The following is a 15,840-nucleotide window of genomic DNA, read 5'->3' as shown; positions in this document are numbered from 1 at the left end:
CGCGGCTCCGTTCGCGAAGTAGGCAGGGCGCATCAGGGTTCCCATCCGTTGAAACTGGTGAAGGGCGGCACGTAGGCCATCGAATCCAGGCAGGTGGCATCGAGCGCCTTGGCATCGGCTGACTCGAGGAACTGGGCCAGCAGGCGCGGCATGCAGCCGCGGCCCAGGGTGCCGTGGCCCTGCCCGCGCAGGACCAGGTGGCGGCCGTTGGGCAGGCCCTCTAGGACGCGCTCGGCGTAACGCGGCGGGGTCACCGGATCCAGCTCGCCGGACAGCAGCAGCACCGGCACGTCGCTGCGCAGCGGCGCGGTGAAGTCGGCGGCACGGCTGCCATGCGGCCAGCCCGGGCAGGCGGCGAAGAACATGCGCGCGACCTCGGCGCCGAGCAGGGTGTTGGCGGTGGCCGCGTCCTCCTGGTAGCGGTCGGCATCCTCGGCGCAGATCACCGACCACTGCATGCCGCGCGCCATCGACGCGCCCATGCTGCCGCCGATCAGTTCATGCAGCGACATCAGCGGTGCATAGCGGCCCTGCGCGGCCTCGTCGAGCACCAGCGGCAGCAGCGAGGCGGTCTGCGGCATGTACGAGAACATGAAGGCCAGGCTGGTGACGGTGTCGGCGCTGACCTTGCCGGTGCGGCTCTCGCCGCTGACCGGATGCCGGTACTCGACTTCCACCGGCGCCTGGCGCAGGCGCGTCACCAGCGTTTCCAGCTGCGCGCGTGGATCCTGCGGGAAACGCCGGGCACAGGCCGGCAGCGCACGGCAACCCTCGGACTGCAGTTTCAGCGCGTCCTCGAAGGTGTGCGCGAACTCGCCACCGACCACCAGGTCGTTGGGCGCCACCCCATCGAGCACGATGGCGCGCACGTGCTGCGGATACTTCCCGGCGTACTGCTGGGCGACGCGGGTGCCGTAGGAGCCACCGACCAGGTCGATCTTCTCCACGCCCAGCGCCTGGCGCACGTCGTCCAGATCAGCGATGGCCTCGGCGGTGGTGTAGTGGCGGGTATCGGCGCGATCGGCCACCTGCGCGGCGCAGGCGGCGGCAAACGCGGCGATCTGCTCCGCAGCCGGGGCGGCCGATTCGTCGAAGTCCTCCGGCGGCTCGCACTGCAGCAGGTTGGACTTGCCGGTGCCACGCTGGTCGACCAGCACCACATGGCGTTGCCTGCGGACCTGGGAGAAGGCGGCATCGAGCTGCGGCCACACGTCCACCGCCGACTGCCCCGGGCCGCCGGCCAGGAAGAACACCGGATCCTCGTCGGCCGCGGCCTCGTTGCCGGCCGGCAGCCAGGCCAGGTTGAGGCTGATCCTGCGGCCTTCGGGTTCGGCACGGTTCTCCGGCACCTCGAAGGTGGCGCACTGCGCCTGCACGTTGCCGCCCATGGCGCTGGACAGGGTGCACGGCTCGAAACCGATGCTGCCGTAGTGACGGGTCGCGTCGGCAGCGGCGGGCGTTTCCGGCTCGGCGTGGCAGCCGCCCAGCAGGGCGGCCGCCGCGGAGACGGCCAGTAGTTTTCGGGTAATGCCGGAGATCATGGTGGGTCCCTTGGGCTGTGGTTCTTGGAGCTGGAGTACAGGCGGCCGCAGCCGCTCAGGTCTGTTCCGGGGTGAAGATGTCCTCGATCCGCAGCGCGAACAGGCGGGCGATGCGGAAGGCCAGCGGCAGGCTCGGGTCGTACTTGCCGGTCTCCAGCGCGTTGACCGTCTGCCTTGAGACCTCAAGACGATCGGCAAGCTCGGCTTGTGACCAGCCCCGGGTTTCCCGCAGCGCGCGCAGTTGGTTGTCCATGCGGGCCTATCGGTAACGGGTGACCACGTAGGTCTTGGCCAGGCCGTAGCTGAAGCACACCAGCGGGAAGGCCCAGATCAGCGGCACCGCCGCGGGCAGGTCGATGACCTTCGCGGTCTGCAGGAAACCGCCGGCCATGTACAGCAGGCAGACGAAGGCGGTGGCCAGGCACACCGCTTCCAGTTCGATGCGCTGCTGCATCTCGTCGGTCTGGCGGATGTACTGCGCCATCGCCCTGAGCACGAACGCGATTGGCAGTACCGGTGCCAGCGCCACGGCGGCACGCAGTGCCGGAGCCAGCTCGGTGGTCTTGATCAGGGTGATGGAGGCCATCAGCACCACGACGTAAGCGCCCATGGCGATCAGCAGGGCGCGGGTGTAACGACGGCGCACGGGGGCCGGGGCGGCATCGCAGCCGTCGCCCAGGCGCCAGCGCAGCAGGGCCGCGAACACCAGACCCAGGCCCAGTCCGACCAGCGCGCCGGTCGCCATGTCCGGCAGCATGCCCGGGGCCAGGTGGCGCAGGGCCAGTCCACCGAAGCCACACACCGCTCCGGCTGCAAGCAGGGCACCGGCCTGGTAGGACTTCATCGCCGGCTCCCGCGCTGCAACGCCGAGGCGGCGAACACGCCAAGGCAGCCAAGGCCCAGCCACAGGAAGCTCGACTGCCCGCCCGCGCCCAGGCCGATGAAGCCCAGGCCCACGCTCAGGAAGATCCCCTTGTTACCCGCCAAGCACGCCCTTTCCATCCCCGATTCCTGTCAAGTACGCTTGACACCGACGATAGCGATGGCCCGCGGGTCGTGTCAAGCGTCCTTTACAGTGCGATGTAACCACGCGGTCAAGGCGCCATCACCCCCGCTACATGCCGCCGGGGCCAGGATGAGCTGCCCTGTACAGCAAAAGGACATCCCACCGTGAACAACGCTTCCGTCGAGCACAGCCTCAACGACCTGATCGAAATCGCCCGCGACGGCCAGTCCTTCTACGAGGAAGCCGCCTCCAAGGTGCAGGACACCGAGCTGTCCTCGCTGTTCCGCCGCATCGCCGCGGTGAAGGCCGACATCGTCGGCACCCTAGGCACCGCGGTCGCTGCCGCCGGTGGCACCCCGGCCGAGCACGGCACCGTGGTCGGCTCGATGCGCCAGATGTACGGCAAGCTGCGCGCGACCTTCGGTGACACCCAGTACGGCTATGTCGCCGAACTGGAGGAATCCGAGGATCGCCTGCTGGCCGCCTTCCGCGAGGCGCTGTCGAACAACGACCTGCCGCCGGCCGCCCGCCAGGAGATCTCGCGCCTGCTGCCGGAAGTGCAGCAGTGCCACGACATCATGCGCACCCGCAAGCACGCGATGCAGTCCTGATCCAACACCGGGCCGCGCGGCTTCCAGCCGCGTGGCCCGTGGCGCGCCACCGCGCCGTGAACCCGGGAAGACTCCATGGATGCCCTGCTCCTGTCGCGTATCCAGTTCGGATTCGTCATCAGCTTCCACGTGCTGTTCCCTGCCTTCACCATCGGCACCGCCAGCTGGCTGGCGTTCGTGGAATGGCGCTGGCTGCGCACCGGCAATGCGGTGTGGCGCGAGCTGTTCTTCTTCTGGCAGAAGATCTTCGCCGTGTCCTTCGGCATGGGCGTGGTCAGCGGCATCGTCATGGCCTTCCAGCTCGGCACCAACTGGCCGGTGCTCAGCGAGGTCGCCGGCGCGATCATCGGCCCGCTGCTGACCTACGAGGTGCTGACCGCGTTCTTCCTGGAAGCCAGCTTCCTCGGCGTGATGCTGTTCGGCTGGGGCCGGGTCCCGCCGAAACTCCACTTCTTCTCGACCTGCATGGTCGCGCTGGGCACGCTGCTGTCCACGTTCTGGATCCTGTCCTCCAACAGCTGGCTGCAGACGCCGGCCGGCCACATCATCGTGGATGGCATCATCCAGCCGCAGGACTGGATGCAGGTGATCTTCAACCCCTCATTCCCCTACCGGCTGACGCACATGGCGCTGGCCGCGTTCATCACCACCTGCTTCACCATCGGTGGCGTCGGTGCCTGGTACCTGCGCCGCGGCAAGCACGTCGAGGCCGGGCGCAAGATGCTGCAGGCCTCGGTCGCCTTCGCCGCGTTGACCGTGCCGGTGCAGATCCTGGTCGGCGACATGCATGGCCTCAATACCCTCGAGCACCAGCCGCTGAAGGTCGCGGCGATGGAGGGCCACTGGCATGAGGGCGAGCAAGGCGAAGGCCTGCCGCTGGTGGTGTTCGCCGTGCCCAACGAGAAGGCCGAGCGCAACGACATGGAAGTGGCGATCCCGCGCGTGGGCAGCTGGATCCTCACCCACTCCCGCGACGGCACCATCGCGCCGCTGACCTCGGTGCCGGCCAGCGAGCGCCCGCCAGTGGTGCCGGTGTTCTTTGCGTTCCGGGTGATGGTCGGCATCGGCATGCTGATGCTGGCGCTGGCCTGGCTGTCGGCACTGCAGTGGTGGCGCGGCAGACTCCTGGATTCGCCGTGGCTGCTGCGTGGCTGGAACACCATGCTGCCGGCCGGCTTCATTGCCCTGCTGGCCGGCTGGTTCGTCACCGAGATGGGTCGCCAGCCGTGGGTGGTCTACGGAATCCTGCGCACCGCCGACGCGGTCGGTCCGCAGACCGGCTGGATGACCGCGCTGTCGCTGGCGGTCTACGTGATTGCCTATGCCTTCGTGTTCGGCTGGGGCGTCTGGTACCTGGTCAAGATCGTGCGCACCGGGCCCAAGCCGCACAAGCCGCCGCCGGATGTGGACGGTGGCACGCACACCCCGGCGCGGCCGCTGTCCGGCGCCGACGAACCACTGGAGGAAAGCTGATGGACATGGCGACCTGGTTGCCGGTGGTCTGGTTCGCAATCATCGGTTTCGGCGTGCTTATGTACGTGCTGCTGGATGGCTTCGTGCTCGGCATCGGCGTACTGGCGCCAATGGCCGAGGACGAGGAACAGCTGGACGTGATGATGAACACGGCCGCGCCGATCTGGGACGGCAACGAGACCTGGCTGGTGCTGGGCGGGGCCGGCCTGCTGGCCGCCTTTCCCAAGGCCTACGCCGCGCTGCTGTCGGCGCTGTACCTGCCGGTGCTGTTGTTGCTGGTGGCGCTGGTGTTCCGTGGCGTCGCCTTTGAGTTCCGCTTCAAGGCGCACCGCTCGCGCCGGCTGTGGAGCGTGGCCTTTGGCCTGGGCTCCACGCTGGCGGCCTTCGCGCAGGGCGTGATCCTCGGTGCGCTGGTGCAGGGTCTGGATGTGGTTGACGGACGCTACGTCGGCGGTGCGTTCGGCTGGTTCAGCCCGTTCTCGATGCTGACCGGCGCGGCGGTGGTGTTCGGCTACGCACTGCTCGGCAGCACCTGGCTGATCATCAAGACCGAAGGCCGCGACCAGGCGATGGCGCGTTCGCTGACGCGGCCGCTGGTGGTGGCGGTGATCGTGTTCATGGGGCTGGTCAGCGCGTGGCTGCCGTTCCTCGAGTCGCGGGTGATGGAACGCTGGTTCACCGACGGCAACTTCTGGTGGCTGTCGCCGGTGCCGCTGCTGACCCTGGGCGTGGCGGTTGCCCTGTGGCGCAGCACGATGCGTGAGCAGCGCGACTACCCGCCCTTCCTGCTGAGCATGGCGTTGTTCGTGCTCGGTTTCCTGGGCCTGGTGCTGGGCATGTGGCCCTACCTGCTGCCGCCGTCGATGACCTTGTGGGATGCGGCCGCGCCGCCGTCCTCGCAGGGTTTCAGCATCGTCGGGCTGGTCGTGCTGCTGCCGGTGATCCTGGGTTACACCGCGTGGTCGTACAACGTGTTCCGCGGCAAGATCGCCGCCGGTAGCGGCTACCACTGACCGGCGGGAGCGATCAGCGCGAAGTTGCCGGCGGATTCGGGCCCCCGTCCTTCTTCCGGCGCCGCCAGGCCAGCACCTGGCCAAGGATGGCTGTGCCGAGCAGCAGCAGGTTGGTCACCACGAATACGGTGTTGCCGAGCAGCAAGCTGTAGATGGTGAACAGCACCGACGCCGACATCTGGCCGATGAACAGCCAGCTGGAAACGGCCTCCGGATGCGGTGACTTCCACTGCTTGAGCGTCTGCCGCAGGAGCGTGGCGATCAGGATCGCGGTGGCGGCCCAGCCGAGGATGTCCGGGTTCATGGAGTGCCTCCGGCCAGTGCCACGTCCGGGCCAGCGCCCAGGCGCGCTTCGAGGTCGCGCAGGTAGGCGGCAAATCCCTGCGGCGCGCGGCCGTGCAGGCGGGCGCTGGTCAGCACCCGTGGCTGGTCGGCCCAGTGCACGCGTGTACCTCCTGCCTCCAGTCGCCGCACCAGCGCCACGTCCTCGTGGCATTCGAGCGCGTCAAAACCACCCGCGTCTAGGTAGGTTCGGGCGGCGATGCCGAGGTTGGCGCCGTGGATCCGTCCATGGTCGTGGCCCCAGCGCTCGGCCCGGTGAAACAGCTGGTACAGGCGCTGCCCGGTGGTTTCGCACTTGAGGTCCACCAGCCCGCAGAACACGTCATGGCCGCCGGCCAGCTGGCCGGACAGCCAGTCCGCCGGCACCTCGCTGTCGGCGTCGGTGCTGGCCAGCCAGCGCGCGCCGCGCGTCAGAAGCACGGCAGCCGCCGCCGCGCGGGCCACGCCTACGCAGCGCGCGTCCAGGCTGAGGGTCTCCACACCACGGCGCTTGCATTCCAGCCAGGTGCCGTCAGTGCAGGCATCGAGTGCAACCACGATGCACACGTCCTCGCCGTCCAGCGCCGGATCCAGTGCGGCACGCTGCAGCGAATCCAGGCAGGCGCCAATACGGTCTTCCTCGTCATGCGCGGGAACCAGGATGCCGATCATCGCAGGCCCTCGCGCATCGCCACTGACTGCGGATCGGCCGACCAGCCCTGCAGGATGAAGTCGGCATCGCGGTAGTGGAACTTCTCCACCAGGCCCAGGCCCAGCTCGCGATGCACGGATTCGGCATCGCTGCCGGCCTCGGCGAACGGCACGCGCCAGTGGCAGGCCACCAGCAGGCCGTCCCCGGCCAGCACCGAGTGGATGTCATCACGCAACTGCGGCAGTTGCTGCGGGTCCAGGTAGTAACCCAGCTCGCTGCAGACGATCAGGTCGAAGCGCACGTCCGGACGGAAGCCGGGATGGCGCGCGCACTGCACCTCGACACCCGGCACCGCCGCCAGGCGCCGGCGCGCCAGCAGCACCGCGCGCTCGCTCAGGTCGGTGGCGAGCAGCCGACGGCAACGGTTGGCAAGCGCTGCGCTCAGTTCGCCATTGGAACAGCCCAGCTCCCAGCCATGTTCGTAGTTGCGCTGGCCGAGGCTGGCCAGCAGCAGCGCGCGCTTGCGCTCCTCGTACCAGCGGGTGCGGTAACCGAACGGATCGGCCTGCGCGTAAAGCTGCTCGAAATACTGTTGGTCGATCATGCCAGGAACACCTCGTGGCCCCGCGCGAAGCGTTGCAGCACATGGGGGGGAAGGATGGGATCGGACTGGAGGTGTTCTACCTCGCCGGTCTGGCTGCGGAAGCACGCAATGGCGCGCTGCTTGCGTGCCTGCGCGGCGGAGATGTCCACCAGTCTTGGCTTGTCCCAGGTCATGTGCACGGCATCGGGATGCAGCCAGTGCCAGCCCCAGAGGGGGTACTGGAGGAAGCGGCACCCGGTGGCTTGTGCGCACCGGTAGGCCACATCGCCGGCCGCCTCGTGGTCGGGGTGGCCGTCCAGCCGCCACGGTGCCAGCACCAGGTCGTCGGCGCGCAGCATGTCCTGCAGCCATTCGTGCAGCCGCTGGACATCGGCGCTGACGCCGCCATCGGCAATGCCCAGGTGCCAGGCATCACCGATACCGAGTTCGGCCAGCGCGGCGCGCAGTTCGTCGCGCCGCACCTGGCGCAGGCGCTCGGGCGTCCACCATTTCTCATGCGGATAGCAGGCCTCGCCATCGGTGACCGCGGCGACCTGCACGTCCAGTCCGGCTTCCACCGCCAGCCGCATCAGTCCGCCGCAACCGAGCACCTCGTCATCCGGATGCGGGGCGACGACGACCAGCCGGCGTGCGCTGCCAAACAGTTTCTGCGCCGGGGTCGGTGGCTGCGTCCACAACCAGCTGCACTGCTGCCAGTCGGACTCGGCCGTACCCTGGCCGTGGATGGTGGCTACAGCGCCCATGGCCGGCTCCATTCGTCCGCGCGGGCCTGCTCGCCCAGCCAGCACCAGTCGCGGTCGGCATGGCTCTGGCGCAGGAACACGGTCAGGTCGGCCCATCGGCGCGCGTGGTCGCGGTCCGTGCACATCGGCGCCGGGCCCAGCGCACGCCCGGCCAGGTCGAGCACGCGGGTGCAGGCGCGCTCGACCACGCTGCGCACGCGCACCACGGCCTCGCGGTGCGGATTGGCCGGGTCGGCGTCGATCATCACCGCCAGTTCGCGCATCAGCGCGGCGGCCGGCACCATCGCCAGCGTCGCCTCGCCGAGCAGGCGATCGCGGGTTTCACCGCCGCTGGACTGCTGCATCGCATCGACCAGTGCCATTGCCGCGCCGTACCAGACCGCAGCCACGCCGGCACCGCCATGCCAGAAGCCGGGGCGCTGCAGGTAGGCGTCGACCTGTCCCACGCGGCGCGCGGGCGCATTGGCAAAGCGCACGGTGACCGAGGGAATGCGGCCCATGCCGGTAGCCGGCCATGAATCACCGCGCGGCTGCAGGTGGGGCCCGGTGCCGACCTGGTACAGCTGGCAGGCGCCGTCCTCGCGGACCGTCACCAGTGCCGCATCAACCAGGCTGGCACCAGAACACCACGGCTTGTCGCCGTCCAGGGTGTCAGCCCCGGTGCCCGGGCGCAGCGTTGCCTGCGGCCCCTCGGCGGCCCACACCGCCAGCACGGTGTCGTCGGCAGGTGCCGGTTCGCCCAGCTCGGCCAGGATCGCCAGCGCGTCGTAGTGCGCTTCCAGCACCTTGGCCAGGCACAGGTCGTGGGCGCCAATGTCGGCCAGTGCCCGCCAGCGTTCCAGGGTCTGGCCACGGCCGGGCAGCGGCAATGCGGGCCGGGAGAGAAGCCACTGGCGGGCTTCGGACTCCAGCGTGGAAAGGGATTCGGGGGTGATGACGCTGTCCAGCATGGCCTGTCGACTCCTTGGCAGGCTGTCACCGTAGTGAGCGCCAGGTCGTCAGGCTGTGGACCGGATGTGCGCGGCGGATGAAGGATCCGCCGCTTGGCGTCAGTCAGTGATCAACCGTCTGCCCTCGTCGCGGAGACGAGGGCGCCACGGTCAGCGCTTGACCGGCGTGGAGCTGACGTACTTCTCGCGGCGGATCTGCGGCACCGGCAGGCCGGCGCCCTTCAGCGCCTCGAAGCAGGCATCGACCATGTCCGGGTTGCCGCACAGGTAGGCAATGTCGCGCGCCGGATCCGGCGCGAATTCGGCCAGGTGCTGCTGCACATAGCCATGGCGCACGTCCGGGTGCGGGTCGGCCGGCCGTTCGCGCGACAGGCACGGCACGTAGCGGAAGCCCGGATGGTCTTCGGCAAATGAATGGAAATCTTCGCTGTACAGCAGTTCACCCGGGGTGCGCGCGCCCTGCAGCAGCACGACCTCGGCGCCGCGTCCGGCCATGGCCTGCGCCAGTTGCGGCAGCATCGAGCGGTACGGGGTGACACCGGTACCGGTGGCGATCAGCAGGTAGCGCGCATTGTGGTCGCCCGGCTGCAGGCAGAAGCGGCCATAGGGGCCGCTGCCCATCAGCTGGCCGCCGATGTCCAGGCCCTCGAACAGCGCGGTGGCCGCGCCGCCGGGGACGAAGCTGACCGCGATGTCCACCGCGTCGCCCGGGCCCAGCGTGTGGTCATGGATGGTGGCCAGCGAGTAGCTGCGCCGGGCCTCGGTGCCATCGGCGTGCTGGAAGTGGATCTGGATGAACTGGCCGGGCTGGAAATCCAGCGGCTGGCCGTCGTCGCGCACGAACTGGTAATGGCCGACGGTCGGCGCCAGCATGCGGCGGGCGACGAGCTTGAGCGGGAAGTGGACAGGCACGACAGAAGGAACAGTGTGTAGCCGGGCCGGGCCCGCGCGGGCTTCTATAATAGCCGCTGCACATTTGTGGCGCCCTCACGACGGGCGCGAAGGCACGAGCTTGGCACAGGCAACCCCCTCCCCACGCGCGCCGGCACTGCGCGTCCATGATCTGCGCAAGACCTACGACAACGGCGTGCAGGCACTGCGCGGCGTGTCGCTGGAAGTGGCCCCGGGCGATTTCTTCGCCCTGCTCGGCCCCAACGGCGCGGGCAAGTCCACGTTGATCGGCATCGTCTCCTCGCTGGTGAACCTCAGCGAAGGCCAGGTCGAGGTGTTCGGCACCGACCTGGTGCGCGAGCGCAGCGCGGCCATGCGCCTGATCGGCCTGGTCCCGCAGGAAATCAACTTCAACCTGTTCGAGAAGCCGTTCGACATCTTGGTCAACTACGCCGGCTTCTACGGCATCGAACGCGAGGAAGCGCGCCGCCGTGCCGAGGAAGAGCTGCGCCGCGCGCACCTGTGGGAAAAGGCCCAGGTAATGAGCCGCACGCTGTCCGGCGGCATGAAGCGCCGGCTGATGATCGCCCGCGCGATGATGACCCGGCCGCAGCTGCTGATCCTGGACGAACCCACCGCCGGCGTGGACATCGAGATCCGCCGCGACATGTGGCGCGTGCTGCGCGAGATCAACGCCGCCGGCACCACCATCATCCTGACCACCCACTACCTGGAAGAAGCCGAGCACCTGTGCCGCAACCTGGCGATCATCAACCACGGCCGGATCGTGGAGCAGGGCCCGATGCGCAGCCTGCTGGCCAAGCTCGACGTGGAAGGCTTCATCCTCGATATCGATGGTGACCTGCCCACCCAGCTGCCGGAGATCGCCGGCACCACCCTGGTAGCCACCGACGCGCACACGCTGGACGTGGAAATGCCGCGGGCGATGGACCTCAACCGCGTGTTCGACACGCTGGGTGCCGCCGGCATCCGCGTGCGTTCGATGCGTACCAAGAGCAACCGCCTGGAGGAACTGTTCGTGCGCCTCACCGGCAACACCGAGGAGGCCGCATGAGCACGCCCGCACCGATCACCGACCGCCAGCGCAACTGGGTCGCGCTGGGCACCATCGTCCGCCGCGAGATCAACCGCATCCTGCGCATCTGGGGCCAGACGCTGGTGCCGCCGGCGATCACCATGACCCTGTACTTCCTGATCTTCGGTGGCCTGATCGGCTCGCGGGTCGGCGACATGGGCGGCTACAGCTACATGCAGTTCATCGTCCCCGGCCTGGTGATGATGAGCGTGATCCAGAACAGCTACGGCAACGTTTCCTCCTCGTTCTTCGGCGCCAAGTTCGGCCGCCACATCGAGGAGCTGCTGGTCAGCCCGATGCCCAACTGGGTGATCCTCGGCGGTTACGTCGCCGGCGCGGTGCTGCGCGGGCTGATGGTCGGCGTGATCGTGCTGATCATCGCCATGTTCTTCACCCCGGTGCGCATCCCGCATCCGCTGGTGACGCTGAGCACCGTGCTGCTGGGCGCGACGATCTTCTCGCTGGCCGGCTTCATCAACGCCGTCTACGCCAAGAAGTTCGACGACGTGGCAATCGTGCCGACCTTCATCCTGACCCCGCTGACCTACCTCGGCGGCGTGTTCTATTCGGTGAGCCTGTTGCCGGGCTGGGCCGAGAAGGCGACCCACGCCAACCCGATCTTCTACATGGTCAACGCATTCCGCTACGGCCTGCTCGGCACCACCGACGTGCCGCTGTGGGTGGCCTACACGCTGATGCTGGGCTTTGTCGCGGTACTGGGCGCACTGTCGCTGTGGCTGCTGCGCCGCGGCGTCGGCCTGCGCAGCTGATCCCTGCCAACAACGGAGAACCGCATGCGAATCCTCGTCCTGGGTGCCGGTGGCACCGGTGGTTATTTCGGTGGCCGTCTGGCCCAGGCGGGCGTGGACGTCACCTTCCTGGTGCGTCCGGCGCGTGCGGCGCAACTGCAGCGCGATGGCCTGGTGATCCGCAGCCCGCTGGGCGATGCACGCATCGCGGCCAGGTTCACCACCGCTGATGCGCTGCCCGCCGTGGTTTCGCAGCAGCCGTTCGACCTGGTGATGCTCAGCTGCAAGGCCTATGACCTGGGCAGCTCGATCGAGGCGATCGCCCCGGCGATGGGCCCGGGCACCACGCTGTTGCCGATCCTCAACGGTCTGGCCCACTACGCGCCGCTGGATTCCCGCTTCGGCCGCGACGCGGTGCTGGGCGGACTGTGCTTCATCAGCGCGACCAAGGCTGCCGATGGCGCGATCGAGCACCTCGACCGCCCGGCACGGCTGACCTTCGGCGAGCGCGATGGCGATCCGCACAGCGAACGCGTGCAGGCACTGGCCCGCGCCTGTAAACAGGCCGGCATCGACCATGTCGCCTCCGACCGCATCGCCAGCGAGCAGTGGATCAAGTACACGTTCCTGACCACGCTGGCGGCAATCACCTGCCTGATGCGCGGCGATGTCGGCAGCATCGTTGCCACCGGCAATGGCGTGCCCCTGGTCCAGGCGCTGTATGCCGAGTGCCTGGCCGTGGCCGAGGCTGCCGGCCAGCCGGTACCGGAGAAGCCACAACAGATCGCGCTCAAGTCGCTGACCCAGCCAGGCTCGACGATGAAGGCCTCGATGCTGCGCGACCTGGAAGCCGGCCTGCCGGTGGAAGCGGCGCACATCGCCGGCGACATGCTCGCCCGCGCCGGCAAGGCTGGAATCGCCGCGCCGCTGCTGCAGGCCGCGTGGTGCCATCTGCAGGTGTACGAGCAGCAGCGCCGCGCTGGCTGATCGCCCCTTCTGCGACGCAACCCCCAAAAACACGGGTTTTACTGCTCTGCAGCTGTTGTAGGCTCTTGCGCTTCTGTCACAGGGAGTGAACCAGATGCGCAAGACGATGATGGTGGGCACGCTGGCGATGCTGCTGTCGGCCTGCGGTGGCAAGCAGGAAACCGCGACCGACGCGGTTGGCTCGACGGATGCCACTACCGCAGCGGCAACCGATGAAGCCGCGGCGACGGAAACACCCGCTGCGCAGTCCTCCCTGGACAAGGACGCGGTGCATGACCGCGACGGCAACCCGGTACCGCTGCTGCCGTTCGACATCAACAGCGTGGAAGCCAGCACCGCCGCCATCGGCGAGCTGCCGTTCTTCTCGATGCCCGAGGGCTATGCGCCGGTCAACCGTCCGCATGTACGCAGTCATGCCCGCTTCCCGTTCCGCCTCGGCGACGGCCTGCACTGGGTGGAAGGGGCAAGCTGGAGTGCAAAGGTTGGCGTGAGCAGCGAGCTGCGGCGCGAGAAGGAGTTCTCCGCGCGCGAACTGCGCCGCAACCTGGAGACAGTGCTGCAGCAGGCAGGTGCCAGGCAGGTCTTCGATGGCCCGCTGCAGCGCGGCTTCTACTACGGGCCGCAGCTGGAGGAGGAAATCGGCGGCGGCTTCATCGATGCGGTGAACATGGACACCGGTGCACAGACCACGGTGCATGTGATCCGCCAGGCCGATCGCAACATCTGGGTGCAGCTGTCCACGACCGGCCATGACGCCGGCCTGGTGGTGGTCGAGGAACGCCCGTTCACCGCCACCGCGAAGTTGCTGACCGAGTTCCCCTACCTGGCCATGCCCGAGGGTTACGACCAGGGCAACCGCCCGAAGCAGCGTGACTTCGACATGTATCCGTTCTGGACCGGCAGCGATTTCGAGGAAGTCGAGGGCCGCACCTGGGCCGGCCAGGTAACCAAGGGTGAGCGGGGCTTCTCGATGCACGAGGTCCGCCGCAACCTGCAGTCTATGATGGACGAGGCCGGCGGCGTGCTGGTGTTCGAGGGCCGCATCCCGAAGGAAGCCTCCGAGCGTTACGACTCCAACTTCAAGGGCCCGTACAGCGACGGCACCAGCTTCGTCTGGCAGGACTACGACTCGCTCGTCTACCGTTTCGATCGCCCGGACGGGCACCAGGTATGGGTGCATGCCCGCCTGGAGTACGGCAGCGCCGGCTGGGTGGTGGTGGAACGCAAGGAACTGGTGCAGACCGCTGCGCTGCTGCCGGCCGACGCGCTCAAGCGCCAGCTCGATGCCGATGGCCGCGTCGCGATCGAAGTCAACTTCGCGGTGGACAAGGCCGACATCCTGCCGGCCTCGCGGCCGCAGCTCGAGCAGGTGCTGGCGCTGCTGCGCGACAACCCGTCGCTGAAGCTCTCGGTCGAGGGCCACACCGACGACACCGGCCAGGCCGCGCGCAACCGCGAACTGTCGCAGCAGCGTGCGCAGTCTGTGGTGGCCGCACTCACTGCCGGGGGCATCGATGCGGCGCGGCTGGTGGCCGCCGGTTACGGTGCCGAGCGCCCGGTGGCCGGCAACGACAGCGAGCAAGGCCGCGCGCGAAACCGCCGCGTCGAGCTGGTGCGTCGCGGTTGAGGCCAGCCGCCCGGCGCGATCGTCGCGATCAGCCGGGCAGGCCGAAGAACGTGCGGGTGGTGGCGGTGGCGCGCGCAGCGGTGAGGGTTACGTCCTCGCCGCGGTCGCGGGCCAGTTCCTCGACGATGTGGGCCAGGAACGCCGGCTCGTTGCGGCGGTCCTTGGGCATCGGCCTGAGCGTGCGAGGCAGCAGGTAGGGGCTGTCGGTCTCGATCATCAGCCGCTCGTGCGGGATGTGCCTGACCAGCTCGCGCAGATGGGCGCCGCGGCGCTCGTCGCACAGCCAGCCGGTGATGCCGATGTACCAGTCGCGGTCCAGGTAGTCGAACAGCTCGCGACGCTCGGCGGTGAAGCAGTGCACCACTGCCGGCCCATGCTGACCGTCGAAGTTCCTCATCATCGACAGGAAGTCGTCGTGGGCGTCGCGCTGGTGCAGGAACAGCGGCTTGCTGCGGCCGGCGGCGTGCAGGTCGGCGGCAATCTGCAGCTGGCGCTCGAAGGCACGGCGCTGCGCCGGACGCGGCGAGAAGTCGCGGTTGTAGTCCAGCCCGCACTCGCCCACGGCCACGACCTCGGGATGCTCCTGCAGCGCGCGCATCTCGGCATCGCATTCGTCGGTGTATTCGACCGCGTGGTGCGGATGCACGCCGGCGGTGGCGTACAGGAAGCCGGGATGGCGACGGGCAAGTTCCAGCGCCCGCGGGCTGTGCGCGCGATCGGCGCCGGTGACCACCATCTGCACCACCCCGGCGGCGCGCGCGCGCTCGAGCACGGCATCGAGGTCGCGCTCGAAGGATTCGTGGGTCAGGTTGGCGCCGATGTCGATCAGTTGCATGCCAGGACGGCCGGATACGTGGGGGCGCCCATTCTAGCGGGGCGTGCCGGAACCCTTCCGGCGTGCTTGTCCCCGCGCGCGGGCCATGCGATGTTGCCGCCGCCACCGGAGCCACCTGCATGAAAGCCATCGCGCTGTGCCTGCTGTCGTTCCTGCTGCCCTCCCTCGCCCACGCCGACGACACGGTGGTGGCCGAGTACCGCGGCACCGCGGTCACCCGTTCCGCCCTCGGTGATGCGCCTGGCGAGACGCTGCGCGAGCAGGTGCTCTACCCGGCGATCCGCGATTACCTGCTGGCCAACCGTGCGCAGTGGCAACCGGATCCGGCCACCGTGGACCGGGCCGTCGCCGCCTACCGTCAGTCCCGCGCCTGCGCCAACCCTTCGGCACCGCCGGAGAACCCGCAGACCGAGCGTTACGTCGCCACCGCCCTGCTGACCACGGTGTCGGCCCAGGGCTGGCTGCACCGGCGCTTTGGTGGCGGCCGCCTGCTGTTCCAGCAGGGCGGCGTGGAGGCCTTCGATGCCACCTACCGGCTGCTGCACCAGCTGCAGGCCGAAGGCGTGTTCCGCATCCACGACCCGGGCCTGCTTACCGACGCCTACGAGTACTGGCGCCGCGACCACGGCGCCGCCCTGCTGCCGGAAAGCCAGGCGGCGGAGGCCTTCGATCCGGCGCGGCTGTTTGCCAGCTGCGAGCAGATCCAGCGGGCTGGTGCCATCCCGGCGCGCTGACCGCCAG

At 68.8% G+C, this 15,840-nt stretch carries 19 protein-coding genes; 8 read left to right on the top strand and 11 right to left on the bottom strand.

Annotation, left to right across the window (positions count from 1 at the left end):
- Positions 1 to 32: 32 nt before the first annotated feature.
- Genes LG380_RS13640 through LG380_RS13625 form a run of 4 tightly spaced genes read right to left on the bottom strand, consistent with a single transcriptional unit; the run spans position 33 to position 2,528 of the window.
- Positions 33 to 1,541 (bottom strand): alpha/beta hydrolase, encoded by a 1,509-nt coding sequence (locus tag LG380_RS13640; RefSeq protein WP_225765818.1) that lies wholly within the window; start codon positions 1,539 to 1,541, stop codon positions 33 to 35.
- A 55-nt stretch (positions 1,542 to 1,596) separates the two neighbouring features.
- Complete coding sequence (locus LG380_RS13635) at positions 1,597 to 1,794, bottom strand: helix-turn-helix transcriptional regulator (protein ID WP_225765817.1); 198 nt, start codon at positions 1,792 to 1,794, stop codon at positions 1,597 to 1,599.
- A 6-nt stretch (positions 1,795 to 1,800) separates the two neighbouring features.
- Complete coding sequence (locus LG380_RS13630) at positions 1,801 to 2,385, bottom strand: hypothetical protein (RefSeq protein ID WP_225765815.1); 585 nt, start codon at positions 2,383 to 2,385, stop codon at positions 1,801 to 1,803.
- On the bottom strand, positions 2,382 to 2,528 hold the full coding sequence (locus LG380_RS13625; protein WP_225765813.1) for a hypothetical protein: 147 nt from the start codon (positions 2,526 to 2,528) through the stop codon (positions 2,382 to 2,384). Before LG380_RS13625 ends, LG380_RS13630 begins: the two co-directional genes overlap by 4 nt.
- Positions 2,529 to 2,711: 183 nt before the next feature.
- On the opposite strand from LG380_RS13625, the gene LG380_RS13620 reads away from it, so the two are divergent.
- The 3 genes from LG380_RS13620 (at position 2,712) to cydB (ending at position 5,644) form a co-directional block, all read left to right on the top strand.
- Entirely contained in the window at positions 2,712 to 3,158 is a 447-nt protein-coding gene (locus LG380_RS13620) for a PA2169 family four-helix-bundle protein (protein ID WP_225765811.1), read from the top strand.
- Positions 3,159 to 3,233: 75 nt separating this feature from the next.
- Positions 3,234 to 4,631, top strand: coding sequence for a cytochrome ubiquinol oxidase subunit I (locus LG380_RS13615; RefSeq protein ID WP_225765809.1), 1,398 nt, complete (start codon positions 3,234 to 3,236; stop codon positions 4,629 to 4,631).
- Entirely contained in the window at positions 4,631 to 5,644 is a 1,014-nt protein-coding gene (gene cydB, locus LG380_RS13610) for a cytochrome d ubiquinol oxidase subunit II (protein WP_225765808.1), read from the top strand. Before LG380_RS13615 ends, cydB begins: the two co-directional genes overlap by 1 nt.
- Positions 5,645 to 5,657: 13 nt before the next feature.
- On the opposite strand, the gene LG380_RS13605 is transcribed toward cydB, so the two are convergent.
- From LG380_RS13605 to LG380_RS13580, 6 genes are all read right to left on the bottom strand, one after another.
- Positions 5,658 to 5,948: a hypothetical protein gene (locus LG380_RS13605; protein WP_225765807.1), complete on the bottom strand. Its 291-nt coding sequence runs from the start codon at positions 5,946 to 5,948 to the stop codon at positions 5,658 to 5,660.
- A complete protein-coding gene (locus LG380_RS13600; RefSeq protein ID WP_225765806.1) occupies positions 5,945 to 6,637 on the bottom strand; it encodes a glycosyltransferase family 2 protein in 693 nt (230 codons plus the stop codon). The genes LG380_RS13605 and LG380_RS13600 overlap by 4 nt, the downstream gene beginning before the upstream one ends.
- Positions 6,634 to 7,221 (bottom strand): class I SAM-dependent methyltransferase, encoded by a 588-nt coding sequence (locus LG380_RS13595; RefSeq protein WP_225765805.1) that lies wholly within the window; start codon positions 7,219 to 7,221, stop codon positions 6,634 to 6,636. The genes LG380_RS13600 and LG380_RS13595 overlap by 4 nt, the downstream gene beginning before the upstream one ends.
- Positions 7,218 to 7,964: a PIG-L family deacetylase gene (locus LG380_RS13590; RefSeq protein WP_225765804.1), complete on the bottom strand. Its 747-nt coding sequence runs from the start codon at positions 7,962 to 7,964 to the stop codon at positions 7,218 to 7,220. Before LG380_RS13590 ends, LG380_RS13595 begins: the two co-directional genes overlap by 4 nt.
- Positions 7,952 to 8,914 (bottom strand): acyl-CoA dehydrogenase, encoded by a 963-nt coding sequence (locus LG380_RS13585; protein ID WP_225765803.1) that lies wholly within the window; start codon positions 8,912 to 8,914, stop codon positions 7,952 to 7,954. Before LG380_RS13585 ends, LG380_RS13590 begins: the two co-directional genes overlap by 13 nt.
- Before the next feature lie 150 nt (positions 8,915 to 9,064).
- Entirely contained in the window at positions 9,065 to 9,826 is a 762-nt protein-coding gene (locus LG380_RS13580) for a ferredoxin--NADP reductase (RefSeq protein WP_225765802.1), read from the bottom strand.
- 100 nt (positions 9,827 to 9,926) lie between these two features.
- On the opposite strand from LG380_RS13580, the gene LG380_RS13575 reads away from it, so the two are divergent.
- From LG380_RS13575 to LG380_RS13560, 4 genes are all read left to right on the top strand, one after another.
- The gene (locus LG380_RS13575; RefSeq protein ID WP_225765801.1) at positions 9,927 to 10,880 is read left to right on the top strand and encodes an ABC transporter ATP-binding protein; all 954 of its coding nucleotides are present in this window, start codon (positions 9,927 to 9,929) and stop codon (positions 10,878 to 10,880) included.
- Positions 10,877 to 11,671, top strand: coding sequence for an ABC transporter permease (locus LG380_RS13570; RefSeq protein ID WP_225765800.1), 795 nt, complete (start codon positions 10,877 to 10,879; stop codon positions 11,669 to 11,671). The genes LG380_RS13575 and LG380_RS13570 overlap by 4 nt, the downstream gene beginning before the upstream one ends.
- A gap of 24 nt (positions 11,672 to 11,695) precedes the next feature.
- Positions 11,696 to 12,637, top strand: coding sequence for a 2-dehydropantoate 2-reductase (gene panE / locus LG380_RS13565; protein WP_225765798.1), 942 nt, complete (start codon positions 11,696 to 11,698; stop codon positions 12,635 to 12,637).
- A gap of 94 nt (positions 12,638 to 12,731) precedes the next feature.
- Positions 12,732 to 14,264: an OmpA family protein gene (locus tag LG380_RS13560; protein WP_225765796.1), complete on the top strand. Its 1,533-nt coding sequence runs from the start codon at positions 12,732 to 12,734 to the stop codon at positions 14,262 to 14,264.
- Between the two features lie 28 nt (positions 14,265 to 14,292).
- On the opposite strand, the gene LG380_RS13555 is transcribed toward LG380_RS13560, so the two are convergent.
- Positions 14,293 to 15,099 carry a TatD family hydrolase gene (locus LG380_RS13555; RefSeq protein WP_225765794.1) on the bottom strand — a complete coding sequence of 269 codons (807 nt, stop codon included), beginning with the start codon at positions 15,097 to 15,099 and terminating at the stop codon, positions 14,293 to 14,295.
- A 119-nt stretch (positions 15,100 to 15,218) separates the two neighbouring features.
- Here LG380_RS13555 and LG380_RS13550 point away from each other — a divergent pair, with 119 nt between their 5' ends.
- Positions 15,219 to 15,833, top strand: a complete 615-nt coding sequence (locus LG380_RS13550; RefSeq protein ID WP_225765792.1) for a hypothetical protein — start codon at positions 15,219 to 15,221, stop codon at positions 15,831 to 15,833.
- Positions 15,834 to 15,840 lie beyond the last annotated feature (7 nt).

The sequence above is a fragment of the Stenotrophomonas sp. Marseille-Q4652 genome, from assembly GCF_916618915.1.
Lineage (GTDB): Bacteria > Pseudomonadota > Gammaproteobacteria > Xanthomonadales > Xanthomonadaceae > Stenotrophomonas.
This window is presented reverse-complemented; position numbering and strand designations above follow the sequence as displayed.